Origin of the sequence: Vibrio sp. OY15 (genome assembly GCF_000742455.1) — a bacterium.
Lineage (GTDB): Bacteria > Pseudomonadota > Gammaproteobacteria > Enterobacterales > Vibrionaceae > Vibrio > Vibrio alginolyticus.
The window spans coordinates 98,269-122,816 of sequence record NZ_JPIL01000022.1; the positions used below are offsets into that span (position 1 = coordinate 98,269).

Annotated in this window: 21 protein-coding genes; 12 read left to right on the forward strand and 9 right to left on the reverse strand. The window is 44.4% G+C overall.

From position 1 onward, the window contains the following. Nucleotides 1–12: 12 nt before the first annotated feature. On the reverse strand, nucleotides 13–1,074 hold the full coding sequence (gene ribA / locus IJ23_RS24440) for a GTP cyclohydrolase II (protein WP_081107475.1): 1,062 nt from the start codon (nucleotides 1,072–1,074) through the stop codon (nucleotides 13–15). A gap of 257 nt (nucleotides 1,075–1,331) precedes the next feature. Beyond that, nucleotides 1,332–1,529 (reverse strand): PA3496 family putative envelope integrity protein, encoded by a 198-nt coding sequence (locus IJ23_RS20710; RefSeq protein ID WP_005374493.1) that lies wholly within the window; start codon nucleotides 1,527–1,529, stop codon nucleotides 1,332–1,334. A 361-nt stretch (nucleotides 1,530–1,890) separates the two neighbouring features. Between IJ23_RS20710 and IJ23_RS20715 the strand changes: the two genes are divergently transcribed. From IJ23_RS20715 to IJ23_RS20725, 3 genes are read left to right on the forward strand one after another with little or no spacing between them, the layout of a single operon-like run. Beyond that, the gene (locus IJ23_RS20715) at nucleotides 1,891–2,739 is read left to right on the forward strand and encodes an ABC transporter ATP-binding protein (protein WP_005374497.1); all 849 of its coding nucleotides are present in this window, start codon (nucleotides 1,891–1,893) and stop codon (nucleotides 2,737–2,739) included. Nucleotides 2,740–2,741: 2 nt separating this feature from the next. Beyond that, nucleotides 2,742–3,674 carry an ATP-binding cassette domain-containing protein gene (locus IJ23_RS20720; RefSeq protein ID WP_033907242.1) on the forward strand — a complete coding sequence of 311 codons (933 nt, stop codon included), beginning with the start codon at nucleotides 2,742–2,744 and terminating at the stop codon, nucleotides 3,672–3,674. Further along, a complete protein-coding gene (locus tag IJ23_RS20725) occupies nucleotides 3,674–4,141 on the forward strand; it encodes a hypothetical protein (protein ID WP_005374501.1) in 468 nt (155 codons plus the stop codon). The genes IJ23_RS20720 and IJ23_RS20725 overlap by 1 nt, the downstream gene beginning before the upstream one ends. Nucleotides 4,142–4,430: 289 nt before the next feature. Here IJ23_RS20725 and IJ23_RS20730 read toward each other — a convergent pair whose 3' ends face one another. Next, nucleotides 4,431–6,401, reverse strand: coding sequence for a replication initiator protein RctB domain-containing protein (locus IJ23_RS20730; RefSeq protein WP_033907243.1), 1,971 nt, complete (start codon nucleotides 6,399–6,401; stop codon nucleotides 4,431–4,433). Nucleotides 6,402–7,639: 1,238 nt separating this feature from the next. Between IJ23_RS20730 and IJ23_RS20735 the strand changes: the two genes are divergently transcribed. The 4 genes from IJ23_RS20735 to IJ23_RS20750 all read left to right on the forward strand — a co-directional run bounded on the left by IJ23_RS20735 (nucleotide 7,640) and on the right by IJ23_RS20750 (nucleotide 13,903). Then, nucleotides 7,640–8,857 (forward strand): AAA family ATPase, encoded by a 1,218-nt coding sequence (locus tag IJ23_RS20735; RefSeq protein WP_005374503.1) that lies wholly within the window; start codon nucleotides 7,640–7,642, stop codon nucleotides 8,855–8,857. A 7-nt stretch (nucleotides 8,858–8,864) separates the two neighbouring features. After that, the gene (locus tag IJ23_RS20740) at nucleotides 8,865–9,839 is read left to right on the forward strand and encodes a ParB/RepB/Spo0J family partition protein (protein ID WP_005374504.1); all 975 of its coding nucleotides are present in this window, start codon (nucleotides 8,865–8,867) and stop codon (nucleotides 9,837–9,839) included. Between the two features lie 105 nt (nucleotides 9,840–9,944). Then, nucleotides 9,945–11,972 carry a tRNA(Met) cytidine acetyltransferase TmcA gene (locus IJ23_RS20745; protein WP_033907244.1) on the forward strand — a complete coding sequence of 676 codons (2,028 nt, stop codon included), beginning with the start codon at nucleotides 9,945–9,947 and terminating at the stop codon, nucleotides 11,970–11,972. A gap of 251 nt (nucleotides 11,973–12,223) precedes the next feature. After that, nucleotides 12,224–13,903: a DUF342 domain-containing protein gene (locus tag IJ23_RS20750; RefSeq protein ID WP_033907245.1), complete on the forward strand. Its 1,680-nt coding sequence runs from the start codon at nucleotides 12,224–12,226 to the stop codon at nucleotides 13,901–13,903. A 54-nt stretch (nucleotides 13,904–13,957) separates the two neighbouring features. On the opposite strand, the gene catC is transcribed toward IJ23_RS20750, so the two are convergent. Next, the gene (gene catC / locus IJ23_RS20755) at nucleotides 13,958–14,617 is read right to left on the reverse strand and encodes a type C chloramphenicol O-acetyltransferase (RefSeq protein WP_021821184.1); all 660 of its coding nucleotides are present in this window, start codon (nucleotides 14,615–14,617) and stop codon (nucleotides 13,958–13,960) included. An 88-nt stretch (nucleotides 14,618–14,705) separates the two neighbouring features. Here catC and IJ23_RS20760 point away from each other — a divergent pair, with 88 nt between their 5' ends. Both IJ23_RS20760 and IJ23_RS25720 read left to right on the forward strand, forming a co-directional pair. Then, a complete protein-coding gene (locus IJ23_RS20760) occupies nucleotides 14,706–15,617 on the forward strand; it encodes a LysR family transcriptional regulator (protein ID WP_033907246.1) in 912 nt (303 codons plus the stop codon). Between the two features lie 23 nt (nucleotides 15,618–15,640). Further along, on the forward strand, nucleotides 15,641–15,772 hold the full coding sequence (locus IJ23_RS25720; RefSeq protein ID WP_258473874.1) for a hypothetical protein: 132 nt from the start codon (nucleotides 15,641–15,643) through the stop codon (nucleotides 15,770–15,772). 52 nt (nucleotides 15,773–15,824) lie between these two features. Here the strand turns inward: IJ23_RS25720 and IJ23_RS20765 are convergent, their stop codons facing one another. The 3 genes from IJ23_RS20765 to murQ form a co-directional block, all read right to left on the reverse strand. After that, nucleotides 15,825–16,880, reverse strand: coding sequence for a porin (locus IJ23_RS20765; RefSeq protein WP_033907247.1), 1,056 nt, complete (start codon nucleotides 16,878–16,880; stop codon nucleotides 15,825–15,827). Nucleotides 16,881–17,028: 148 nt separating this feature from the next. Next, nucleotides 17,029–18,483 (reverse strand): PTS N-acetylmuramic acid transporter subunit IIBC, encoded by a 1,455-nt coding sequence (murP, locus tag IJ23_RS20770; protein ID WP_033907248.1) that lies wholly within the window; start codon nucleotides 18,481–18,483, stop codon nucleotides 17,029–17,031. Nucleotides 18,484–18,511: 28 nt separating this feature from the next. Next, entirely contained in the window at nucleotides 18,512–19,414 is a 903-nt protein-coding gene (murQ, locus tag IJ23_RS20775; protein ID WP_033907249.1) for an N-acetylmuramic acid 6-phosphate etherase, read from the reverse strand. A 242-nt stretch (nucleotides 19,415–19,656) separates the two neighbouring features. Here murQ and IJ23_RS20780 point away from each other — a divergent pair, with 242 nt between their 5' ends. Continuing rightward, on the forward strand, nucleotides 19,657–20,508 hold the full coding sequence (locus IJ23_RS20780; protein ID WP_033907250.1) for a MurR/RpiR family transcriptional regulator: 852 nt from the start codon (nucleotides 19,657–19,659) through the stop codon (nucleotides 20,506–20,508). Between the two features lie 19 nt (nucleotides 20,509–20,527). On the opposite strand, the gene mpaA is transcribed toward IJ23_RS20780, so the two are convergent. Beyond that, nucleotides 20,528–21,238, reverse strand: coding sequence for a murein tripeptide amidase MpaA (mpaA, locus tag IJ23_RS20785; protein WP_033907251.1), 711 nt, complete (start codon nucleotides 21,236–21,238; stop codon nucleotides 20,528–20,530). Nucleotides 21,239–21,379: 141 nt separating this feature from the next. On the opposite strand from mpaA, the gene IJ23_RS20790 reads away from it, so the two are divergent. Next, nucleotides 21,380–23,005 carry an ABC transporter substrate-binding protein gene (locus IJ23_RS20790; RefSeq protein ID WP_005383575.1) on the forward strand — a complete coding sequence of 542 codons (1,626 nt, stop codon included), beginning with the start codon at nucleotides 21,380–21,382 and terminating at the stop codon, nucleotides 23,003–23,005. Between the two features lie 63 nt (nucleotides 23,006–23,068). On the opposite strand, the gene IJ23_RS20795 is transcribed toward IJ23_RS20790, so the two are convergent. After that, on the reverse strand, nucleotides 23,069–23,653 hold the full coding sequence (locus tag IJ23_RS20795) for a flavodoxin family protein (protein WP_033907253.1): 585 nt from the start codon (nucleotides 23,651–23,653) through the stop codon (nucleotides 23,069–23,071). 231 nt (nucleotides 23,654–23,884) lie between these two features. Between IJ23_RS20795 and IJ23_RS20800 the strand changes: the two genes are divergently transcribed. Then, the gene (locus IJ23_RS20800; protein ID WP_033907254.1) at nucleotides 23,885–24,223 is read left to right on the forward strand and encodes a hypothetical protein; all 339 of its coding nucleotides are present in this window, start codon (nucleotides 23,885–23,887) and stop codon (nucleotides 24,221–24,223) included. Nucleotides 24,224–24,548: the final 325 nt, after the last annotated feature.

Genomic DNA, 24,548 nt, shown 5'->3' on the forward strand with positions numbered 1-24,548 from the left:
AATCTGTAGCACTTACTTAATGTGGTTAACAAACTTAGGATCAAACATGTGCCCCAATTTACTCGCCTTGGTTTTCAGGTAATGTTGATTACTTGGGTTATTCCCTTCTTGTAATGGCACTCGTTCAATGACGTTAATATCAACCGCTTTTAAGGCGGCGAGCTTGCGTGGGTTATTCGTCATTAGACGCACAGCGTCAATCCCCAAATGCTCTAGCATTCCTTTACAGAACGCGTAATCACGCATATCAGCGGCAAAACCTAAACGCTCATTTGCTTCCACGGTATCTGCGCCATCATCTTGTAAGTGATAGGCACGAATTTTATTAATCAAGCCGATTCCACGCCCTTCTTGACGTAAATAAAGCAGCACACCACATCCCTCTTTGACGATGTTTTGTAGCGCTCTATTAAGCTGAAAACCACAGTCACAACGCGTGCTAAATAGAGCATCTCCGGTAAGACACTCCGAATGCAACCGAATAAGTGGTGCTGCACTTTTTGTTGGCTCGCCATAGACCAGAGCAAGATGCTCTTTATTTGTCGCGGCTTCAATAAAGCCGTACATCATAAATGTGCCCCACTGGGTGGGCAGTTTGGCTTTATCGATAAACTTCACGAGATTGTAAGGCTCAACATGTCTCAGCTCTGCCCGCACATTCATCAGAATCTCTCCTAGATGATTTTCTCCTTTACCATCTCCCCCGTCTCCCCAAAAGGCATCTTTATGAGAATGCTCTGTTAGGCAAGCGTTACCCGTTCTCATTAATTGCTGCGCTAATGGTGGATTTTGTAGAAACTTTTCCCTAACGATGAAAGCCATAACAGCCAACTTTATATCGTCCCAATCGCTTCTGACAAAGTGTTCGTATTTACGGCTTAAAGCAAACGCTTCATCAGGGGTGCTTGCGTGCTGAATTTTACTTTGCAACTGAGCATCGAGAAACTTTTGGGCTTGGTAATAATGTTCGCTGGTGGGCCAAGTTTGGGAGGAGATATTGACTGGGGCATGGCAAAAATTTGAGAGAAAACCGTGGGGCTCATCGGGCTCATAAAAAAGGATTTGATCAACCATACTTGCGCTCCTTGCTTTGTGGTTGCGATAATCAACAAAAAGCATATCGCTACTGATATATCTAGTAACACAAGGTCAGATTGTCAAACTTCTTCGGGACGGGAGTGTGAAACTTCTTCGGGACGGGAGTGTGAAACTCGTGCTTTTGAGGCGCAAGACAGATAAATGGAGGGTTTGAATAAGAGAGTAATAGAGTGAAAAAATAAAAAGGGCAGTCCGTCGACTACCCTATGGGTTGCTAAACCAACCTGAGGCGATCAGTGTATCAAGCCAAGCTCCCTTGCTTCTTCAATGGTCAACCCACTTTCACGGATCTCACGTAACGCTTCAATGCGTCTTCTGGCTTCTGCTGATTTCACTGTTTTCTCTGGCTTCACAACGGTTTCCTCATCAGGTAATTCCCATTTGTGAGCGATGTTGGTCATCTCGTCATGGTCGATAGAATTAATGGACATATTTCCTCCGAACACACCATGTTTTCGATGCGTAATCTATAGCAAAACCGGAACAAGGTGGTAAGAAAAACTGTAGGGAAATGTGACCCCTCCCGCCCTTTCGCTAACTCCTTAATAGATTCATCATTTAAGTTTTGCCAAGGGACAAATTTACGATTAAATTTGAGTAATTCCCCCTACGAAAAGTGTGCTGATCTAGCTCTCAATTCTGCTCTTCTTTAGTTTTATCAACGACGCATTACACCACTTCCTGTTTCACCTAACTTTCGAGTCACTTCACTGATTCATAGTTTGATACTTTCTAAAAACCGCCACACCTGATAATGATAATAATTATCTTTTAGATTGGTAAGGTGTTTATATGGATGGTATTAACTTAAGTCATGCATACCACAATGACCCGGTCATCCAGATCCGAGATTTGTGCGTCGATTACATCACTGATAATGGTGATTTTAATGCGGTAAAGTCCGTCAGCTTTGATATCGGCAAAGGCGAAGTATTTGGTCTTGCCGGTGAATCTGGATGTGGTAAAAGCACAATCGCATTCTCAATAAATCGTCTTCATAAGCCGCCAGCGTTCATTTCTGGCGGTAAAATATGGTTTGATGGCAAAGATATCCTTAGTATCTCAGACTCTGAACTGACCGCTCTAAGGTGGAGTGAAATCGCCATGGTGTTCCAGAGCGCGATGAACTCACTCAACCCTGTCTTAACGATACAAGAGCAATTTGCAGATGTGTTACGACACCATCAAGGCCTCACTAACGCTCAAGCAAAAGATAGAGCAGAAAAGTTGTTGGACTTGGTCAATATTCCTCGAGAACGCTTAGCAGAATATCCTCATCAATTTTCAGGAGGAATGCGTCAGCGGTTGGTGATAGCCATTGCTTTGTCTCTAAATCCAAAACTGATCATTATGGATGAACCCACAACAGCATTAGATGTAGTGGTACAGAGAGAAATTTTACAGCAAATTTATCAGCTTAGAGATGAGTTCGGTTTTTCAGTCCTCTTTATCACTCATGACCTGGCACTCATGAGCCAACTATGTGATCGAATTGCAATCATGCGTCACGGAGAAATCGTCGAAGTCAATCGAGCATACGATATACGCAATCATCCTCAACACCCCTACACGCAAAAGCTTTGGGCTTCTTTCCCAAACATCCATGACGTCCACAAACAACCAGAGTTACAAGGAGCGTAACCATGAGCCAGCCTATCATCCAAATGAAAAATGTGATTAAAGAATTCAAAGTAGGCGGTGGTTTAGCGAAAGAGGAAACCTTTCGTGCGCTTCAAGGAGTGACTTTTGATCTGTACGCAGGAAAAACCTTGGCTTTGGTTGGAGAATCAGGCTGCGGTAAGAGTACTTGCGCTCGCTTAATAACCAAAGTCTATCCAGCAACGCAAGGCGAGATCCTTTTCAATGGCACTGACATAAATGAGATCACGTCACGATCGGCTCTACAAGAATATCGCAGTAAAGTACAAATGGTGTTTCAAGATCCGTTTGGCTCTCTCAATCCAACTCATACCATTCGCCATCACCTAACACGTCCTTTAAAAATTCATAAACAAGTCAAAAACGAGCGCGACATCCCAGCCCGCTTGGAAAAGCTCCTAAAGCTGGTGGAACTACCTGAAGAGACACTGAATAAGTTCCCTCACGAACTCAGTGGTGGGCAACGTCAGCGAGTAAACTTAGCAAGGGCTTTAGCGGTAGGTTCGCAAATCATTCTTGCGGATGAGCCTACGTCTATGCTGGATGTTTCTATTCGCTTGGGAGTGTTGAATTTAATGCAACGAATGAAGCAAGAACTGGGAATTGGTTTTTTATACATCACTCATGATCTGGCGACTGCGCACTACATCGCGGAAGAAACCGCAGTAATGTACAAAGGGCAAATCGTTGAATGGGGCGACACTCATTCAATACTTAAGAATCCGCAGCATCCTTATACTAAGCTGTTGATTTCTGCCGTTCCTGATCCTGACTTACCTTTTGGTAACTTAGTGAAAAATGAACCAAACTATTCGATAGATGCCGATGAAATTCGTCAACGTAGCAGCATAATTGTCGACGAATTTGATCAAATAGGACCAAATCACTATGTAAAACAATGGACTGAGGCAGCGTAATGGATTTGAGTACTTGGCAAGATCAAATCGCCATGTGGTACGAACAGCGGAAACATGATCAAGTAGAAAAATTGGAAACGATCTTATATCAGGTGCCTGATGACGTGTTTGGACCCGAATTGAGTGATCTTCAAAGTAAAGCGATTGCTTGCTGGTTGGATGGATGTTTACGCGTGTTTCAACATGCAAGGTACCAAGACCCTCAGAAAGCATATCAAACTTTGCTTTATACGAGTGCAAAGCTTGAACAAGCAGCATGCCAAGTCTCGACTGATATTCTGATCAAAGATTGGTGTTTGAGACGACTTCAGCATCTCACCGTTGTGGCGTTAGAGTTTTGTAATCAGCAGTGTGATCAAAACAAGTGGCAGGAACAAGCCCATAGCTTAATCGAATCACATGTTGCGTTGATGCGTTCATTACATTGGAATGAACCTAAGAAGCATGATCAAGGTTTGCCTCATTAGTCCGGAAAAATGATCAAGGCTTAATTAGCGGAATTTTAGGTAAAAAAAAGCGAGTTTCCTGAGGAGAAACTCGCGAAGTCTATTCAGAATGAATGTAACAATATGAGCCAATCTATTAATCATCAGAAAGGACAAAAGGTTGTCTATTCGGGATAAATAGTAGTATTAGGCTTGGCTTCTAATGTCAGTGGTTTGTAAGAGTTAAGTCTGTTTTTTATCATCGAAAGACATTGTTACATTTCAAACCGATACATCACACCTATAGCTTGATACACATCAAGCGACACTTTTAAATCGCCATTTCATCCAAGGCACGAAATACCATTTCATCCATGTGACCATCGAAGATTTGACGACAAACTTTCCGACGCACCGCTAACCCCGCAATCAAGCGCTCGATGGTAAGATGCTTAACATCGTTCTGGGTGTTAAACAGCTCGACGGTTTTACTTAATGTCTCATAAGGAATCGGCTCATCCCCTACCCTTAGCCAATCGAGCTTCTCTATGTAATCTGAGCACTCTTCTTTGATTGAGGCATAGGAGTGCCCTGTCATCGCAGACAAAGCCGTTATACTGCGTTCTAGAGCCTCTGGTGAGGTATATTTAGATAGAGTAATGGTGATCTCATCAGCATTGATCTCTACCAAATGTTTTCTTTGCTTCACGCGTCGCCCTAAATTTCCTCTTGGAGACGGTGCTTTGCGTTGAATGGGCTCAAATTCGCCGTCTATGATACCTGAGAGCTCCTCAAGCTGTTGTCGGGTTACCATCTCATTACGAAGTGGATTTGGCAGCGTAGGCGCCATGTTACGCTTTCCTGCGTTGGTCGTTCGCGCTCGCGAATAACGTAAGACCTCTTCTACATCACATTTGATGTCGATCTGGTAGTCCATCACTTTGTCATTTTCGATCATGGTTTCGATCGTCAGGTGATAACCCCACAAATTAACGACGAATAGATCATCATTCCCTTTTCCATCAGACAAACGCTTTAGTTCTCGGATCAAATCCATGGAGAAACGTCGCCATTCAATGTTGCGTGCAAGTTTCTGGTTTAATTCACTCAGTAGCATGCAATCCGCGTGACGACGAACCATGCGACTACGGAAGAAAGAGTACAGTTGAAACACTAAAGTATGTTGTTTCAAGATCTCTGGCGGAAACAAGAAGAAATAATCGCGCGTTAACAGCTCTTCATAAAACGAAGGTTCCCAAACTAAAATATATAAGTTTGGCTTGATACGAATTTCACCATCGCTTCCCTCCACAGGTGCCTCTTCAGAGGCCGTGATGGTTCGAGCAAGAAAACGAAAACGATCACTTTTGAAGCCCTCTGGCATGTTTTCACTTAGCCAACGTCCAGTAAGTTCATGGAGCTGAAAATCAGTGAATTCAATGCGATCAATGCTATCGCGAATGGAATCACGAGCTGGGCCACTGTCTTTTTTGCCTCTGAGCGACAAAATATCAGTGATGTATAGCGGCGTTTTGTTTGGTACGTGAGCAGCATCAAGCTGATACTGATCTTTGTGATGCTCATGATACTGAACCGTTAACGTGAAGAGAGCGAACAGGGTCATGAGATCATCCACAGTCATGATATTTTTGGATGATCGCGTCTCAATAACGGCTTTAGTGCCAGAGATCGACACCATGGATTTCTGATAACTTTTTCGAGTTCTTGGTGGCGCAAGTGCTTGGTCAATTATCCCAGCCCAATTTGTTGGAGATACAACAAATTGATCGGCTTCATCTTTCATCGTGGGAGGTGTGTTTAACCCGTGCTCATTCAACAAACGTTTGTTTACTTGAGTCTGAGCCAATGCTTTCGAACGTTTTTGTTTCTCGTTCTGGCGAACTTTGTCGGTAACAAGACTTGTTGCTCCCAACACAGATATAAGCTGATTGGGATTCACAAATTTATGTAGCATCGTTTTACCAGCAAGTCCCTCTTCAAAACGCACTGGAGTTTGAGTAAATAAACCAATATTTACTGCCGCGCGCAAACGTTGTTGCAGAGCTGCACGTGTGAGTTGCCCATCTGTTGCTTCCACAATCTCTGTGGTTGAAACCAAACCATCCTTGCTGCTGAAGCCTCGTAATGAGATCAGATTAAGCAACTCTAAGATGCTTTTGGTCACCCCTTTGAAATGTTGGTACTGCTCTACCCAATCCGCAGAGGATTCATGTACCTCAAAAAGATGGCCATCTTTGTGGCTTCTCGGTGCTTTAATCAGAATTTTTTCATCAGCCGTCATTTTAGATCCAGATCACACTAGCCGTAGTTGTGCTATGGTTCCGAAGAATAAAGAAAAACAGATCATAAATAAAGAAAAAAGATTGTTTTTTAAATAACTGATCTTTTTGATTAATCTGATCTTAATTGATTATATGATCTAATGATCTGGCTTGAAATTTCTCGCTAAGCTTTTGTTCTATAAGACTATTATTTCCATGTATTTCGGAACTATGATCATAAGAAGTCTGAAAGTATGATCAACAATAACCTGAAAGCATGATCATATTTATTCGTAAGTATGATCATTAAGGTTATGAAAAGATGATCAAAAGAGTCTTGAAACGATGATCATGATGTTTTTACAGGTTATCCACAGATGCAGTATTTAATAATGATCTTCACGATGATTATATTGTGCATTGGTGATGTTATTTATACTCGGATCGATGATCAAGAGCCAATATATCTATCGTTCTGGCGCCCATATTGATGAGATATCACTCATCTGATTAAAATACATTCAAGTCGCTCATATTTAGAAGTAAATCCTAGTCTCTGCTTATTTACAGGAAGCATGATCATGAGAGCGTGATTTATCATAGCAACTTGAGCAATTTCATTGTTCCGGCTTCTATACCGTCAATTTCTGCTCAATCCCCCATTCTATCTGCACTCAACCGTAAATCAGAGAAGAAAACTCATGCTTCCGACAGATTCTAAGGCTTGATCATATTTCCGATTAATGGATCTTATTTTATTTGCTTGTTTACACCGTACTCTGCTCAATTTTTCCATGATCATGCTTTCGGATTTGTTTATTAACACGGAAGCATGATCATAAGTATACCTTGATCATACTTCCATAGATGTTTCGCTGGAACTGCCCTATTTTGCTCGGAGACATGATCAAGGTGTTCAGCTCTTTATTGTTCCGATATTACTTACTATTTTTCGTTTAAATTAGGTTGGTCTAACATAATCCGTAATTTAGCTTAAGATTATAATCGTTCCGGTAGAAAATTGATTTACATTGTAAATGAGTGACACTGTAACACTTTTTATTTTTAAGTTTAGGTGTCCACTTATGAGAAGATTATTTGATTAAAAATAGTTATCTTTTTGACCATAAATCATAAAAGCGTCGATTTGGGTGTTTTTTTATGTGATGGTTATTCAAAATGTTCGTGCACCTTTTTGTTGTTTTTGGTCTTTACTGCTGTACAATTGCAATTATAAATCCTTCCAACGGAATTTGGCATGAAAAGAGAAAAAACGATTGAAAACCTTCTTGAGTTAGCGGAGCTGACTCAGCAGGTTCAAGCTGACCGTATTGAAATTGTTTTAGAAGAGCGAAGCGATAACTACTTCCCACCAATGTCGAAAGCGATGATGGAAACCCGTTCTGGTCTAACTCGCCGTAAGCTCGACGACGCGATTGGTAAAATGGAAGCCGCTGGGCATCAATTTACCAAAAACAACGCGAATCATTATTCAATTACGTTAGAAGAAGCACACATGCTCATGGATGCGGCTGAAGTGCCTAAATTTCATGAGCGTAAAAAGAATTCAGGTAACAAACCTTGGATTATTAATGTGCAGAACCAAAAGGGCGGTACAGGTAAATCAATGACCGCGGTTCATTTAGCGGCATGTTTAGCGCTAAATTTGGATAAACGATACCGTATTTGTTTAATCGACTTAGACCCACAAGGCTCGCTACGTTTATTCCTCAACCCGCAAATCAGCATGGCAGAGCATGATAATATCTATTCTGCGGTAGACATTATGTTGGGTAACGTGCCTGATGGTGTGGAAATTGACAGTGAATTTTTACGTAAAAACGTATTGCTGCCAACGCAATATCCGAACTTAAAGTCGATTTCAGCGTTTCCAGAAGACGCGATGTTTAATGCGGAAGCATGGCAAACGCTATCTGAAGACCCATCACTCGATATCGTCCGTCTGCTGAAAGAGCAACTGATTGATAAAATTGCTGATGACTTCGATATCATTATGATTGATACCGGTCCACACGTTGACCCATTAGTATGGAATGCAATGTATGCATCAAATGCCTTGCTAATTCCTTGTGCGGCTAAGCGTCTGGACTGGGCTTCAACAGTAAACTTCTTCCAGCATTTGCCTACGGTATATGAAATGTTCCCGGAGGACTGGAATGGTCTTGAGTTTGTTCGCTTGATGCCAACCATGTTTGAGGACGACAATAAGAAGCAAGTTTCTGTTTTAACTGAAATGAACTATCTTCTAGGTGACCAAGTTATGATGGCTACTATTCCTCGTAGCCGTGCGTTTGAAACCTGTGCCGATACCTACAGCACAGTATTTGATCTGACAGTAAGCGATTTTGAAGGCGGTAAGAAGACACTAGCTACCGCGCAGGACGCTGTTCATAAAAGCGCACTGGAATTAGAGCGTGTCCTGCACTCTAATTGGCCGTCATTGAATCAGGGGTAATAAGTAAATGGCTTTGAAAACGTCTGAATTAAACGCGAAATTATTTGGCAAAACGAATAAGCGTCGTGTTGTGACTCCGCAAGAGGCGCAAACTGCGGCAAAAGAGAAAGCTCAAACGATTGAACTAGCAGTTGCAGGTGAAAATATTGTTCAGTTTGAACTTGTGCGTATTCCTGCAAATAAAGTTGCGACAGAAACAACAGTATTTGTTGATAACGCTCGTGAGCAATCGTTCTTAAATGAACATGCTTTATCTGATGTTTTAGTCACACTCAAAGAGCGTGGCCAACAATATCCAGCTGTAGGTCGTAGAACTGAAGATGGCAAGATCGAAGTTTTAGATGGTAGCCGTCGTCGCATGTCTTGTATCCTCGCTGAACAAGATTTTTTGGTTTATGTTGCTGACAACATCAATACTGACCATGCTAAGTTTTTGTCTGATGTGGCAAATGCTCACAAGCCGCTCTCTTTATATGAAAAAGGGAAAGAGATGCAGGCTAAGCTTGATAGTGGTGAAGCTGAAGATCAGAAAGCATTGGCAAAAATGTTCCAGTGCAGTGAAGCGTTGGTAAGTGGCGCTTTAAAAGCCGCAGCATTACCGTTAGAACTGCTTCAAGCGTATCCGAATGTTGGCGATCTCGGTCGTCCAACAATCGTGAAACTGCACAAACAGTTTTCAACGCTGACGCCAGAGCAGCAGCAAGAGCTGTTAGATAAATGTCGCTCTAGCGAAGGGTTTTTATGGCAGCGAAGCACAGCTCAAGGCGTTGCTCGTCTGACAAAAGAAGTCACGGAAAGCATCGAAAATTGGATTACTGAACTTGCACCAGCAAAACCTGGCAAGAAGACGGAAAAAGTCGACTTAGTAAAAGGTCGAGCAAGCTATAGCCGAAAAGGTAGCAGCCTGGCGTTGAACTTGAAGAAAGTTGACGACAGCTTAATGGAAGAGATTCTTGCGTTTGTACAAACCAAACTGCAATAACAAATGATGATTGAATCAACCGCCTCCGGGCGGTTTTTTTATATCTGAGAAGCGTCAAATTAAAGATGTGATACCATTGTGTCAGTTCAACGTTGGATAGACAAAATGCAGACACAATCTGATTTCCTTTCATCACTTCAACATCAAGCTCACCGATCTTTCCAAAGGATTGGTGTAGTCATTCAAGGCGAGGCTTCTTGGCAAAATGCGTTGATGTCAGAGTTCCATAAAACGCAGCGCCATCAACGTTGGTTTTCTGTTGGTGATTTTGGTTTGAAAAACGTATCCAGTGTTTCGTCTAAACAAGGGCACATGTTGCTAGGCAGAGAGTGTGACGTTCTATTGTTTGATGCTCGAAATGGCTTTGACGCAAATAGTTTTACCGCTGCGCTTGGCTCATTGGTTGGCGGCGGTTTTCTTATTGTCATTACTGAGCCGCGACAAACTGCGAATTTTTCTCAGCAATGGATGCACAAACAATGGGAGAAGCTCGTTGTTATTGAGCAAGACAAACCATCGCCAACGGCTCCAGACATCAAGCAAGCAGAAAAAGAAAGCCACTACAGGGAACAAGAACATGCCATTTCTCTAATTGAAAAGGTGGTGACAGGACATCGAAAGCGACCATTAATTTTGACCGCTGATCGTGGGCGCGGAAAAACAAGTGCCCTCGGCATTGCGTGTGCGAGCTTATTACAGCAGAAGCCACTTAGAATCTTAATTACGGCACCATCTATAAAAGCCGTTGAGCCTGTTTACCAACATGCTTTGCGGCTACTTCCTAATGCGCAGCGTATTAGGAAGGACAGATTAGAATCAGGGCAGGGAGCCATTCAATTCATTGCTCCTGACGAACTTCTATCGAGCAGACCTGAATGTGATTTGTTACTTGTCGATGAAGCGGCTGCAATTCCAGTTCCTATGCTCAAAAGCATTACCGAACATTATCATAGACTCGTTTTTTCTACGACTGTTCATGGTTATGAAGGTTGTGGCCGGGGCTTTACGATTAAATTTGTTGATTGGCTTCAGAAACAGCGTTCGGGAATGAAAACATGGCACATGACACAGCCCATCCGCTGGAGCATGAATGATGCGCTTGAATCATGGCTCTATGACGCGTTTTTGTTGGATGCGGAGTTAACGCACCATCAACTTAAACAGGTCGACTCAATTTCCCTTTCTAAAGCCGATAAGAACAATTTGATATCGCAGCCTAGTTTGCTGCGTGAGTGCTTCGCTCTTTTGGTGAATGCTCATTATCAGACCTCGCCGAATGATTTGATTCACCTTTTGCAAGACGACAACAGTCAGCTCTATTTTGCTAAGCAAGATAATGCGGTTGTGGGGGTGATATTAGCGGTCGAAGAGGGGGGCCTTGACGATGAATTGGTTGAAGAAATCCAGTTTGGTAAGCGTCGTCCTAAAGGACACTTAGCCCCAATTACGATTGCAAACCACCTAGGATTTCCGAATGTCGCGAATCTATCGACGCTGCGAGTCATGAGAATTGCGGTTCATCCAGCATTGCAAGGCAAAGGCATTGGTCAAAAAATTCTGCAGCAACTTGAGCAAATGGCTGCTAAACACATTGCCTACTTATGCACGAGTTTTGGTGCGACGGAAGAGTTGCTCTATTTCTGGCGACAATCGAACTTCCGTACAATTCGCTTAGGGTCAATGCGCGATGCTGCTAGCGGTTGTTATTCAGTCTTGATGGTCAAACCTTGTGATTCCCAACAGACGGTTTGGGTCGACCAATCTCAGGCGCTATTTGAAGAAATGTTGTCTAACAATGTGGCTGACGTCTATCCAAAATTAGAAGCCCCTATTTTTCGAGCTCTATTGCCGCAACCTTTGGGAATGAGTCCACTTCATCCCGCTAAGTTATTACTAATTGAATGTTATGCTGATGGTGGTAACAGTTATGAGTCTGTGTCTGTGTGGCTTCAGCAGTGGTTACTTAACTTAGGTTTGAACTCCGCTTCCGACTTGATGATCAGTAAGCTTTTTCTTAACCGTAGTTGGACTGAATGTGCTCAGCAATTTGGTTTACCTGGAAGAAGGCAAGTTGAGCAGCAGTTAAGGGACGAAGTAAGACACATTTGGAGCGATTTACACTGTAAACAATAAAGGGAAATTTACACTGTAAATGAAATTATTGGGAGCTGATTTTACACTGTAAATCCAGCTCCTTTTTGTTTCGGCGTGTATTTTGATTGAGCTTTAGGCTAAATCGAGTTTTCTCTTAATATCCTGTTTAACCGTTATTGATGGATTACTTTCTTTAGTGACGTGAGCCCTATAATAAGAAATGCGAGGTTTGTTCAGAAAACGGATTTGGTTAGACTGAGAGTGTTGATGGGAAGCAAAGTGGTAAGGGTATGTGGAAGCTGTGTCTTGAGTTATCTGAAGATAAGACCAAGGTGATAGCCCGTCTTCCGGGTGAAGTGGATCTCGGTGGTGAGCTAAATCAAAATGAATTAAACGAGCAGCTCGTCGTAATGAACGCCGAAAAGATGTTTGTTGTAGAGGGGGAAGTCGTTAGGTTCATTAACTGCGCCAAAGAACGTAAAGCTGAAGCTTACGAAGGCATCGTCATTGCAGAAAAACGCAACGCACAAGTTGAGGTCGAATTGTCGAATAATGACATGCTCGCCAGCATGAACGTTGTCGGCGCGTACGGAGGCCGAGGTTTACGTGGCCCCGAGATTGTTCAAGCCCTTGCTCAAGCGCGAGTTTCGAAAGGCATCAACAAACTGGCTTTGAAGAAAGTGTTGGTTGTCAGCACTCAGCTCAAACCCGGCGAAACTTTTTCTCAACCTGTAGCGGTTGGTAAGCAACCTATCAAAGGCAAAGACGCTCTTTTTACTCCTCTTGTTAAAGACATCACCAAACGCATCCTCAAACCCAAAGACGGCCAATCTGCTAGCGACAAAATTGATTTACGTAACCTCGGTGAAACTATCGCGGTTGACGTAGGCGATGAGGTGATGCGCCGCACGCCTGCGACCAAAGGCACGCCTGGCTTTACTGTTCAAGGGCGAGTGATTCCTCCGCAAGCCGGAAAAGACAGCCCAATGAAGCCGGGCAAAGGCACTGAGATAAGCAAGCAAGACCCAAACCTATTGATTGCATCGGTATCCGGTACGCCTCTGATTAAAGACAAAACCATTGAAGTTGATAACGCACTCTGCCTCAATAGCGTTGGCGTGAATACAGGCCACGTGAAATTCAAAGGGAATGTGATTATCGGTGGCAACATCGAATCCGGAATGATTGTTAAAGCGACGGGCTCTATTACTGTAGGCGGCTTCATTGAATCGGCTGAAGTACAAGCGCAAGACGACATTCAAGTTGGTAAAGGGATCATTGGCCACACCGTGAGTGATGGCCAGCCAAAGAGTTGTCACGTCAAAGCCAAAGGTTCGATTCGTGCCAGCTACGCCCAATATTGTGATTTGCAAGCCGGCGAAGATATTGAGTTGGCGGTGCACAGCATGAATAACGATATTGTTTGTGGGCGCAATCTGACGGTGCTAGACGCGAACGGTAGGAACGGCACGCTCAGCGGCGGAGATGCAAAAGTCGGTGGCAAAGTGGTGTGCTTACAATTGGGCGTAGAAGGCGACACCGCCACTAAGGTAGAAGCGTTCGCACGCTATTCTGCATTTAAGGAACGATTAGCAGAGCTTAAAGAACAATACAAACGCGCTCAAGAAGGCACGATGGATGTGATTCGTAAAGAGCTCGAATTTAAGAAACGTGCTAAAGCCGAACGTACCGACGAAGAACAAGCTCAGATTGACGTGATGAAAACACAAAACAACGAGCAGCTTGAAGCGATAAAGCAAAAGCTAGAACAAACGGAACACGACTTTGAAGTCGCGTTAGAAGAAAATATTGTCGAAGCCAAAGAGCGTGTCTTCACTCGCGTGACGGTGCAGTTTGGCGACGAACAAGTAACGACAAAGCGCACTCATGGCGGTTGTTCGTTCCGTTTCAATCAATACGAAATTAAAGTCTCGGCGAACTTGGAAGAAGAGGACGTCGCTGCGGTTTAAGCTTTCTTACTCACTGAGCCCACACGTCGCAACAAGATGTGTGGGCTTTCTTATCTACAAATCGACAATGTGCTCTTGATAGTAGTCCGCAAGCGCACCCACTTGGCTGCTACACATTACTTTCATTGCTTGTTTAATGTGTTCTATTGGCCAGTTCCACCATTGGATATTGAGTAGAGTTTCAATCTCTTTATCGCTGAATCGTTGACGTACGACTTGGTTGTTTCCAACCACCACAGAATAAGGTTGCACGTCTTTCGTCACTACGGCGCGTGCTCCGATGACGGCTCCATCGCCGATGTTTACTCCGGGCATGATCATCGCCTCACTGCCAATCCAAACATCATTTCCCACCACTGTGTCTCCGGCACGCTCGAAACCGTCTTGTACGCCTTCTCCAAATTCTTCAGGAGAGAAGGGGAAGGTCGAAATCCAGTCAATGCGATGACCTTGGTTTCCTGCCATCATAAAGGTGGCTCCAGAAGCGATGGAACAAAACTTGCCAATGATTAATTTGTCGATGCTATCGGGTTCTCTACTTTGCCATTCTTGAAGTGTGACGGGGTCACCCAACAAGTAGCGTACTGCTTGCTCTTCGAAGCTTTTTTGATGATAGAAGCCCGAGTAATAGCTGTAATCGCCAACGATGATATTGGGATTAGTGATGTGATCTTTAATGACTTGACCTTTTAACCACGTGTCGAAAACACTCATAACTTATCCTTTCAAATTTAGGTTGTACAGAGTTTAGAGGCTTTCTATTATTTCCAATAGTTTGATTTTAGAGATTCAGAATTACTGTATGAAAATAAAATGGCTCAGCTACGTACCACTTTACGTAGCTTTGTGTGAGGAACGAAGTATTGCTGGCGCAGCAAAGCGCCTGAATTGTTCGAATGCGCATGTAAGTCGGCAACTTAAACAGCTTGAAGACATATTGTCGGTGCAGCTTATTCAGCGAACTACGCGCCAGTTTAATTTGACCTACGATGGTTTGCGGTTTTATCAGCAGGTAAAGCAACTGCTCGAAGGCGCTGAGCAGATCAATGAGCAAGTCATGGCAAACGAGATCGTATCGGGAAAATTGAGAATAGCGGCGTCTGCTTCTTTCGGAGCCGCGTTACTCAGCCAAACATTGATCGAGTTTCGATTGCAACATCCACAAGTGAGCGTCGAAGTGATCTTCACAGAGACACCTCTCGACTTGATTGAGGCTGGGTTTGATATCGCATTCTACTTTACCGATACTCCCCCAGAGGGATACGTCGGCCATCAGCTACGCACTTTACACTGTAAACCGATCGCTCATCGCTCGTATTTAGCTGATAAACCAAATGTAAGTACGCCAGAGGAGCTTGGTGACTTAGAGCACATCCTTTATAAAAGTCGCGACTTGGTGTTAGATAAGTGGACGTTTAGGCATAAGCAAACTCAACAGCAGTGCAGCATTGAGTTAGAAAGTATGCTGAGTTTTAATCTTGTCCAGTCCATGTTGGATGCTACTTTGGCGGGCTGTGGTGTAGCCATGCTAGATGAATTTGCACTGGCTAAACTCGAACCTGTACAAAAAGAACAACTCGTGATCTTACTACCAGAATGGCAAACGGATGCGATTTTGCCGCTTTATCTGCTTTACCCAAAACGTGAGCACTTACCAAGAAGAACGCGAGCGTTCATTGATCACTTTAGGAACATATATTCTGTCGGCGAATAGCGACAACAAACTCAGCAACAATTGTGGAAGCAAAGGAATGCGAAAACACTGTCACCAGCTTCCCTGATGCAGGCGTGTTTGTTAAAACAGGTAACGAAGAAACATATGGCGAGGGTGAGCTTCTTCAAATCAGCATTAAAGGCAATAACTACTGACCGGACACAGAAGAAGCTCATGGATTCAGCTAACTTACATTAAGTATCGTGCTTACAGCTCGTAACGTAGACCTAAGTGGTAGTAGCTTTCGTCTGCGTGCGCACCGCCAAACGAGACTTCTTGTCCATTGCTGTAGCCACGCGAGCCGTTACGATCAACGTAGTTTGTGTAGATAGAAGAACGAGGCGTCAGTTTGTATTGCACTTCTAGCGTTGTATCTTTCAGCTCTAGCTCGTCACCATCACTGTTTTCTAAAGAACGATAACCAGCACGCAGTACCCATTTGTCATTTACACTGTAAACCGCCGTTAGTTCCATCACTTTGTCGGTACTGGTTTGTGAGTAATAGCCCTCTAGTTCATCTTCCGAGTACAACGCACCCAACATCAAATCACCTAGGTAGTAACGCGTACCTGCGCCCCAGAATGTGTAATCGGTGTCGTTGCTTTCACGTGCATCACCTTTATTCTTCTGCATCGCTATCACTGGTGCCAAGGTACCCAAATTCCCCATGTCTAGCGTATAACGCAGTGCAGCGTTGTAACCGTAGTCGAGCTCAGAAGTGTTGTTTCCTAAAATGTACGCGACAGAAAAATCGACATTACCTAGGCTGTTTTGGTATTGCAGCGTGCCATCTTGACGGAAAACTTGCGTTGCGGTTTTGTCGACTTTATTCGCTTGGCGCGCCATAGAAACATCGGAAGAGGCGAACACATCACCAATGTCGGTAAACATAATCAACCCAGATGCCACGCGACCACCAGTAATGCGACCATAATCTTTCGCATCAATACCTGCCCATACATAACGTGCGGTCAGAGACGGTTTGTCGTTTACTTGGTTTGCGTATTCAGCGGCACCCACTTGGTATTGCGCTTGGCCGATGATCGACGCGTACTCGTTGATGGTTTGTGAACCGTTTAAACCAATACGGCCATCAAACTCGCCATTTGCATCGCCATGCTCATCATTTTTACTGGTGACATTGAAACCAAGACGAGAGTAAATATTTAAAACTGACCCATCTTCCGCTTGATACAGCTGCGCTGCCATTGCGTTTGATGCCATCAATGTAGGGAGAAGTAGAGCCAAAATGTGCTTTTTCATGATTAACGACCTTTCATTTCTATTGTTTTAGGTACGACAAAGCCCCTTCCGAGTAACGGAATAAGAAAAATTGTCGTGAAGTAGAGAGAGGGTGCGCCCTTGTTTGCCAAGGACGCGAGCTAGTCCATTCCTATAGGGGAAGAATGATTTAGCTTAAATCGACGTCTTTGCAGCCAAAGAAGTAAGTCGCGAGGAAGCCGACGATGTAAGAGATAAGCAGGCCAGCAACAAACACCATCATTCCCGGGAAGATGCCATTTTCTGATGTCATGAGAGGAATCGCCACGATACCGGACGGGCCAAACACCGTATTAAGACCAACTGGTAAGCCAAGGTAAGAAACTAAACCGATAAAGAAGCCGCCCGCAGCGCCGCCAATACAAGCGGTAACGAATGGTTTTACGCGTGGTAATGTCACGCCGTAAATCAATGGTTCGCCAATGCCTAGAAGGCCAGGAATAATAGCGCCTTTAACTTGAGTGCGCAGTAGAGCGTCTTTTTTGGCTTTGAAATACAGCGCCATTGACGCGCCAACCTGACCGCCACCAGCCATCGCCAGGATAGGGAATAGCGAGTTAAAGCCCTGTGCTTCCATCAATGCAAAGTACACTGGAACAAAACCCTGGTGGATGCCAAATACCACAGAAATTAAGAACAAACCTGCCAAGATTGCAGCGCCTAATGGGTTATCGTTCAAGTTGAGGAACAACCAAGACATCCCTTTAAACAGCTCGCCGCCGATTGGCATGATGATCAAGAAGGTTACCGCACCCATGATCAACAGAGTGATAACGGACGTTAAGATCATGTCCAGATCATCTGGCATGTGTTGACGAACCTTACGCTCGACTTGCGCACCGATGATCGCCGCCAAAAGTACGCCGATAATGTTGCCGCGCGGATCAATCGCAAAGCCGAAAAACTCGTTCATGCCAGAGTAAATGCCGGATGTCGCCTCTGGGTTGTAACCCAGCACAAACAAAGAGGCGAGAATGGCACCATTAACACCAGAGCCGCCAAATGCTTGCTGCGCGTTGCAACCAATCAGAATACTTAGGAAAGCAAAAAGACCCTTACCAAAGACTTTCATGTAGGCGATCAAATCCAACATAAACTGGCTTGGTGTCTGGTCGAGAACAAACATCTGTTCCAATAACGTCGCAAAACCTAGCAACAAACCAGCGGCAATAAAGCCTGGGATCAACGGCGTAAAGATAGTGGCAAACTTGCTTAAAAAACGCTGAACCGCACTGGTTTGCTTACTCTTCATCTGTTTTTTCTGCTCGGCTGCGACGGCAGAAAGATCTTGTTGCGGCATATCTGCTTCTTCACTGTCACCAGAGGTTAAGCTGTCGATCAATTGATTCATCATCTCAGCCGCTTGTTGAGCTTTTCCGGGACCGAGAATGATCTGAAACTGCTCATCGCTTTCCACCACACCCATTACGCCGGGAATTTGCTTGATAACTGATTGATCAGCCAAGCCATTGTTGGCGAGCGATAAACGCAAACGCGTCATACAGTTACCACATTTGCTTACGTTGCTACTGCCACCCACTGCGGACAGCAACTGCGATACTGTGTTTGAAGTTATTTTTGCCATAGGGTCTATCCTTCAGAACTCGGATTATTTAGTTATTATTTAGTGCTGCGCGAATAAAGCCGTTGTGCGCGGCGAGGCGTGATTTGGCTTGTTCGGCATCCAAATCGGCCAAAATCATTAAGATGGCGGTTTTGCAGTGGCGACCGCAGGCATTTAATGCTCGCTCTGCTTCTTCTTTTGATGCGTCGGTTGCTTCCACAACAATGTTGGTTTGGCGTTGTATGAGCTTGGCGTTAGTGGCTTCTACATCCACCATTAAGTTGCCAAATACCTTACCGCTACGAATCATTGCGCCTGTCGTGAGCATGTTTAGCACCAGTTTTTGTGCGGTGCCAGCTTTCATGCGAGAAGATCCAGTGACAACCTCTGCGCCAACTATCGGCAGAATCGCGATGTCGGCCGCTTCTGCCATGGCACATTCTGGATTACAGGCGATAGATGCGGTCGTGGCTCCGATGGATTTAGCGTAGTCCAAACCACCTAGTACATAAGGTGTACGGCCACTCGCTGCAATGCCTACAACCACGTCATGCTTGGTGAGGTGAAGTGCTTTTAAGTCGTCTTGACCCATTTTCGCGTTGTCTTCTGCGTTTTCTACCGCTTTTAAAATCGCTTGATGTCCACCAGCAATTAAGCCAATCACCATATCTGGATGCGTGCCGTAGGTAGGAGGACACTCGCTTGCATCAAGAATGCCTAAGCGACCTGACGTACCAGCTCCCATGTAAATTAAACGGCCACCATTTGCAAAAGCTTGGGTAATTGCGTCAACTGTCTCTGCAATTTGTGGTAGCACCGCTTTTACCGCGAGCGGGACTTTTTGATCCTCTTCATTAATGACTTGCAGCATCTCGATTGTCGAAAGCGTATCGATCTCGGCACTGGCTGGGTTACCGCTTTCTGTCACCAATCTGCTTAAATCAATTTTCATGTTTTGCACTCTTTGTAATGTTCAATCTGAGGGCGATTTTATGGAATAAAATATTCAGGTTTGGTGATAAAAATCACACTTGAGGTTATTCTTTATGCAGGAGAAATTTGGAATAATGAGAGAAAATATACGTCTATTACATCCGGGATTAACTGTCTTGGTTAGAATAATCAGGGGGTTAAATCAAACGCCTATTATTTCTGTTTTGGAATAATTTATTTAAATTTTTTGAGGTTTTTGTTGTGTCAGTTATCAATAAGATAGTCGCGAGGCGTACTCAGCTTTCGCAAAGTGGTCGTTTGGTCGGCGATTGGATTGTTGAAAACGCAGAAAAGGCGGCGCTGCTCACCAGCCAAGAACTTGCGGCGCAAGTAAAAGTGAGTCAATCGAGCATTGTGAAATTTACTCAGCGTATCGGCTTTAAAGGTTACAGCGAGTTTAAGTTAGCTCTGAATGAAGAGATTGGCCGTAAGCATGCGATGCAGTCGACACCGCTGCACAGTGATATTTTGGCTGACGACCCCATTGCGGTAATTTCACAGAAACTGGTGAAAGCGAAAACCGACGCTATGTTTCAAACTACCAATACGCTGTCTTACGAAGCGTGTCACCAAGCGGTGAAATGGTTGAGTGAAGCGCGTCGAGTGCAAGTGGTCGGGATTGGGGGCTCTGCACTGACCGCGAAGGATTTAAGCTTTAAACTGCTTAAACTTGGTATTACGGCGCTTTCTGAACAAGACAGCCACGTGCAGATTGCTGTTGCCCGCACGCTCTCTCCAGAAGATGTTCAGATCGCTATCTCGTTTTCGGGTGAGCGCAAAGAAATTCTCGTCGCGGCAGAAGCGGCAAAAGAGCAGGGCGCGAAGGTGATTGCGTTATCTGCGCCTGGAAGAAGTCGCTTGCGCGGTATTGCCGATATTACGTTTGATACGATTGCCAATGAAACGGAACATCGCAGCTCATCCATTGCTTCGCGTACCGCGCAAAACGTGATCACCGATTTGCTGTTTATCATCTTGGTTCAGCAAAGAGACGACAGTGCCCGTCAGTTGATCAGCGATATCAGTACCGACATCAAACAGATCCTCACATGATCGCTTGTTTAACAGCGGACTAGAGATCCGGATCGTGCCTCAGCAAAGCAATAAAAGCAGAGAGATGTTTTTCAATGGTGAGATCGGCAGAAATCGCTGGTAACTCCAACGTGATGCAAGGTAAATCACGTTCACTACACCAAGTGCCGAATGAGCCGGGTGTTTCGTAGTCGATATCGTCAACGATTGGCAGTTGGAACTGTTCGCCGAGCCATTTGGCAAGGTCGGAATGTTTGGGATCATCCACAAAAGCAAGCGGTTCATGAAACGACACCACAAACTTTGGCTTGCGCAGTTCAATCAAGTTAATTAATGCGCTAACTTCAGGCTCTAGTTGGTTTTTAGTGCCAGTTTTCACCTGTACGTCTCGAACGGGTGTGTGAGAGCTCCATCGATACACTGTGCCATGCTCAGTCCAATTTTGGGTTGGAAACGCGCGATTGAGATCCACTTGGTTTGCATTTGCGCGTGTGCCTAGTTGGTTGCCGTCAGGATTCATTGACAGAATCACATCATGTCGTAAGTTTTCAGCAGGCAAGCTTCTTAGCGCGCAGGACAAACCTGCAATCGAGGCCGTCTCGTCCCCGTGAGTGCCTGCCAAAATCAAACCTCGCGAAGCACTTTCGACTTGAGCCGGAAAATACAGTAATGGCGCACCAAGCACGGATTGACCGTATGATGTTGGCCGAATTAAAAATGCCGCTCTTTCCGTTCTTGGAATTAGACTCACCGTAATCTCCTGATTGATGAAGTAGTATCAATATCTAAGCTAATTACACCTAGCTAAACTGAACCGTTTAAACTCGTCAACGGTTGAAATGTTAATTGTGGCACTTGCTTCACAAGACGCGTTAGGAGAACGAAAAACGATATGGATTTTAAAAAACATTCAACGGCGTTGCTGATTTCCTCTTTATTCACCCCTTTTCTTGCTACATCAGTTGCTGCGGAGACCTTACCTAAAGACATTCAACTTGCCGCAGAACAGCATTTAGTACGTGCGAATGACGCAGAGGCGGCGACGCTTGACCCAGCGAAAGCCGAAGGTCTGCCAGAAATGCATGTGATTCGTGACTTATTTGAAGGGCTTGTGATTCAAGATCGTGACGGAAACATTATTCCCGGTGTGGCAGAATCATGGGAAACCAACGACAACCAAACCTTTACTTTTCACTTGCGCAAAGACGCGAAATGGTCGAATGGCGAGCCTGTGACAGCGGATGATTTTGTCTATTCACTGCGCCGAGCGGTGGACCCGAAGACCGCTTCTCCAAATGTTTGGTATCTCAAACTCACCAAGATCAAAAACATCGCCGATGTAGCAGAGGGCAAAAAGCCTTTGGACGATCTCGGTATCAAGGCAGTGGATAAATACACCCTACGTTTTGAGTTGGACAGTCAAGTGCCGTACTTTGTTGCTATGACTGGGCACACGTCCATGATGCCAGTGCATCAAGCGACAGTGGAAAACCGCGACAAGCCGTGGAGCGATCCAGACCAATTTGTTAGCAACGGTGCATTCACATTGGATAAGTGGGTCGTGAATGAGCGCATTGAACTGGTTAAGAGTCCAAGTTACTGGGACAGCGCAGATACGCATCTAAACAGAGTGACTTACATTCCGTTTGAAAACCAAAACGCGTCGATCAATCGTTATGCGGCAGGAGAGTTGGATATCACGTCCGATGTGCCGACTCATATGGCGCAGAAGCTTAAACAAGATTACAAGCAGGCTTACACGGTGGTGCCATTACTGTGCACGTATTACTACGCGTTCAATACCACTCGTCCGCCATTTGATGATGCGCGAGTGCGTCAAGCGGTGTCGTACTCCATCATGCGTGATGTGATTACGAATGGTGTCACGCAAGTGGGCAACCTTCCTGCGTATACCTTTGCGCATCAGTACACTGCCGGTTTTGATGCGACGCCCCCTGAGTATAGTAAGTGGAGTCAGCAACAACGTGACGAGAAAGCGCGTCAGTTGTTAAAAGAAGCGGGTTACAGCAAAGACAAGCCGCTCGATTTTAAATTGCTGTACAACACCAGTGAGGCAAACAAATCGATCGCGGTTGCGATAGCGTCGATGCTACAAAAAAATCTCGGTGCAAACGTGGAGTTAGAAAACCAAGAGTGGAAGTCGTACTTAGTGGCGCGTAAACAAGGCAATTTCGATGTGATGCGTGCTTCCTGGTGCGGTGATTACAATGAAGCGTCTACTTTCCTGAGCTTACTTCGCTCAGGTTCTTCGGGTAACTTTGCACGTTACAGCAATGCAGCGTACGACAATGCGATGAACAGTGCATTGGCTGCAACCGATGAGAAAGCGCGCCAAGGATTTTACGACCAAGCTGAACGGTTGCTGGCGGCAGATATGCCCATTGCGCCAATCTATTATTACATGCAAGCGCGTTTGGTTCGTCCAACCGTGGGTGGCTTTGCAAAAAACAACGTAGAAGGGCGCATTTACTCGAAAGATCTCTACATCAAGAAGTAGCGCTCAAAACAAGCGATAAATACGAAGCCCCGAAGATGTGTCTTACGGGGCTTCTTTTTATTGTTAGCGAGCGGAGAGCTTGTCCACTAGCATTGCGATTCGTTTGCCAAGATACTCCGCCGTTGCAACATCAGAGGCATGCAACTGACCACCTTCACCACCTTGTGCAACAATACCACCTTGTACACCATAACGATTCAGGTTTTGCTCCCCAGAATTGCTGATCTTATCCAACCCGATCCACATCATGCCGTGTTGGTTAGCGAGCGTTTGTAGATATTGTAATGTGCAAGATTGGTCGCCATTCATTGCTCCACCACTGGTAAAGCCAGCCGCGATTTTGCCCGCCCATTTTTGGTAATACCAAGATTCACTGCTTGCATCGGCAAATGCTTTAAACTGCGCTGCTACACCGCCCATATAGGTCGGTGAGCCAAAGATAATCGCATCACACTCAGCAAGTTCATCCATTAGTTTAGGGTTCACAAAACGTCCCTCAATAATCTCACTGCCTTCAATTCGGTGAGAGAGGATTTCACATTCATCTTGCTGCTTAATGCCTTGTTGTTCAACGCCTGTGGCAATCGCGCGAGCAAGCTGACCAGTAACGTCGGTTTTAGAGAAATAAATAATCGCAATTTTGGACACAATGGTTCCTTTTTTCATTGTTGATTTTTAATCGTGCGACTAAGGCTAAAACCTCAAGCTAAGTTGAGGTCAAGAAGAGATTTGAGATAGATAAAGTACGAATTGGTATCTAAAGAGCTTTCTTATAGGGTAAGTCGACGGCATAACTACAGTGAATGCAATGACGATGAATGTCGTTTATAAAAGCGTTAAAGGAAGATCTTAAAGATGTAGAAAACTCTCTTGGAAACAATGATAAAGGTACTGATGCTAGTGATGATTAATAGGCGGAAAAATAGATTAAAATATGTAAACTCAGACCTGATCCAAGGCGGGAAAAGTACATTTCATCGTTTCTTAAGGCGAGGGATTATTATCATTATGGTAGGAGGCCTTTCTACAGCCTCTTCCACGGTATTTGCACACTTTATAGCGGGGGTGTTTGATGTGGATATGAATGTTCATCCAGAGAGCTTAGAAGAAAAAGTGCATGCACTACTTTTTGTTTCGTTCAGTCTTGTTTTTTACCTCTTTTATGCCCTTATCTCGCTAAATATTAGTGGGTGGCTCATAATGAAGCTAAAAATATAAGCCTAACTAAAACCATGTCCTTGTATTTTAAGGAAGATGGAACTAGTGACGATTTTTTCTTTGCTTGCACCATCTCTATTTTTTGTATTTATTTAAGGTTCGTAAAGAAGAAGCTTACTTTGGTTAAAGTGGCGCTTTTGGTTTCGGCGGTGTGTCATGTGTTTATCATGAAAGAATACAGCGGTGACCTTTCAGTTTATGCGTTTTGTCTCTTCACTGTTGTTCTCCATTAACTTTGGGTTATTTGTGACTACCAAGTGATATTAAAAAGCCGATGTAGATACATCGGCTTTTTAGTGGGTTATGTGCCGTCCTAAATAAGGTT

Excerpts from the sequence above, each read along its gene's own strand:
- ribA (WP_081107475.1), bottom strand. The coding sequence starts at position 1,074 with ATGGTTGATCAAATCCTTTTTTATGAGCCCGATGAGCCCCACGGTTTT.
- IJ23_RS20710 (WP_005374493.1), bottom strand. The coding sequence starts at position 1,529 with ATGTCCATTAATTCTATCGACCATGACGAGATGACCAACATCGCTCAC.
- IJ23_RS20715 (WP_005374497.1), top strand. The coding sequence starts at position 1,891 with ATGGATGGTATTAACTTAAGTCATGCATACCACAATGACCCGGTCATC.
- IJ23_RS20720 (WP_033907242.1), top strand. The coding sequence starts at position 2,742 with ATGAGCCAGCCTATCATCCAAATGAAAAATGTGATTAAAGAATTCAAA.
- IJ23_RS20725 (WP_005374501.1), top strand. The coding sequence starts at position 3,674 with ATGGATTTGAGTACTTGGCAAGATCAAATCGCCATGTGGTACGAACAG.
- IJ23_RS20730 (WP_033907243.1), bottom strand. The coding sequence starts at position 6,401 with ATGACGGCTGATGAAAAAATTCTGATTAAAGCACCGAGAAGCCACAAA.
- IJ23_RS20735 (WP_005374503.1), top strand. The coding sequence starts at position 7,640 with ATGAAAAGAGAAAAAACGATTGAAAACCTTCTTGAGTTAGCGGAGCTG.
- IJ23_RS20740 (WP_005374504.1), top strand. The coding sequence starts at position 8,865 with ATGGCTTTGAAAACGTCTGAATTAAACGCGAAATTATTTGGCAAAACG.
- IJ23_RS20745 (WP_033907244.1), top strand. The coding sequence starts at position 9,945 with ATGCAGACACAATCTGATTTCCTTTCATCACTTCAACATCAAGCTCAC.
- IJ23_RS20750 (WP_033907245.1), top strand. The coding sequence starts at position 12,224 with ATGTGGAAGCTGTGTCTTGAGTTATCTGAAGATAAGACCAAGGTGATA.
- catC (WP_021821184.1), bottom strand. The coding sequence starts at position 14,617 with ATGAGTGTTTTCGACACGTGGTTAAAAGGTCAAGTCATTAAAGATCAC.
- IJ23_RS20760 (WP_033907246.1), top strand. The coding sequence starts at position 14,706 with ATGAAAATAAAATGGCTCAGCTACGTACCACTTTACGTAGCTTTGTGT.
- IJ23_RS20765 (WP_033907247.1), bottom strand. The coding sequence starts at position 16,880 with ATGAAAAAGCACATTTTGGCTCTACTTCTCCCTACATTGATGGCATCA.
- murP (WP_033907248.1), bottom strand. The coding sequence starts at position 18,483 with ATGGCAAAAATAACTTCAAACACAGTATCGCAGTTGCTGTCCGCAGTG.
- murQ (WP_033907249.1), bottom strand. The coding sequence starts at position 19,414 with ATGAAAATTGATTTAAGCAGATTGGTGACAGAAAGCGGTAACCCAGCC.
- IJ23_RS20790 (WP_005383575.1), top strand. The coding sequence starts at position 21,380 with ATGGATTTTAAAAAACATTCAACGGCGTTGCTGATTTCCTCTTTATTC.
- IJ23_RS20800 (WP_033907254.1), top strand. The coding sequence starts at position 23,885 with ATGATAAAGGTACTGATGCTAGTGATGATTAATAGGCGGAAAAATAGA.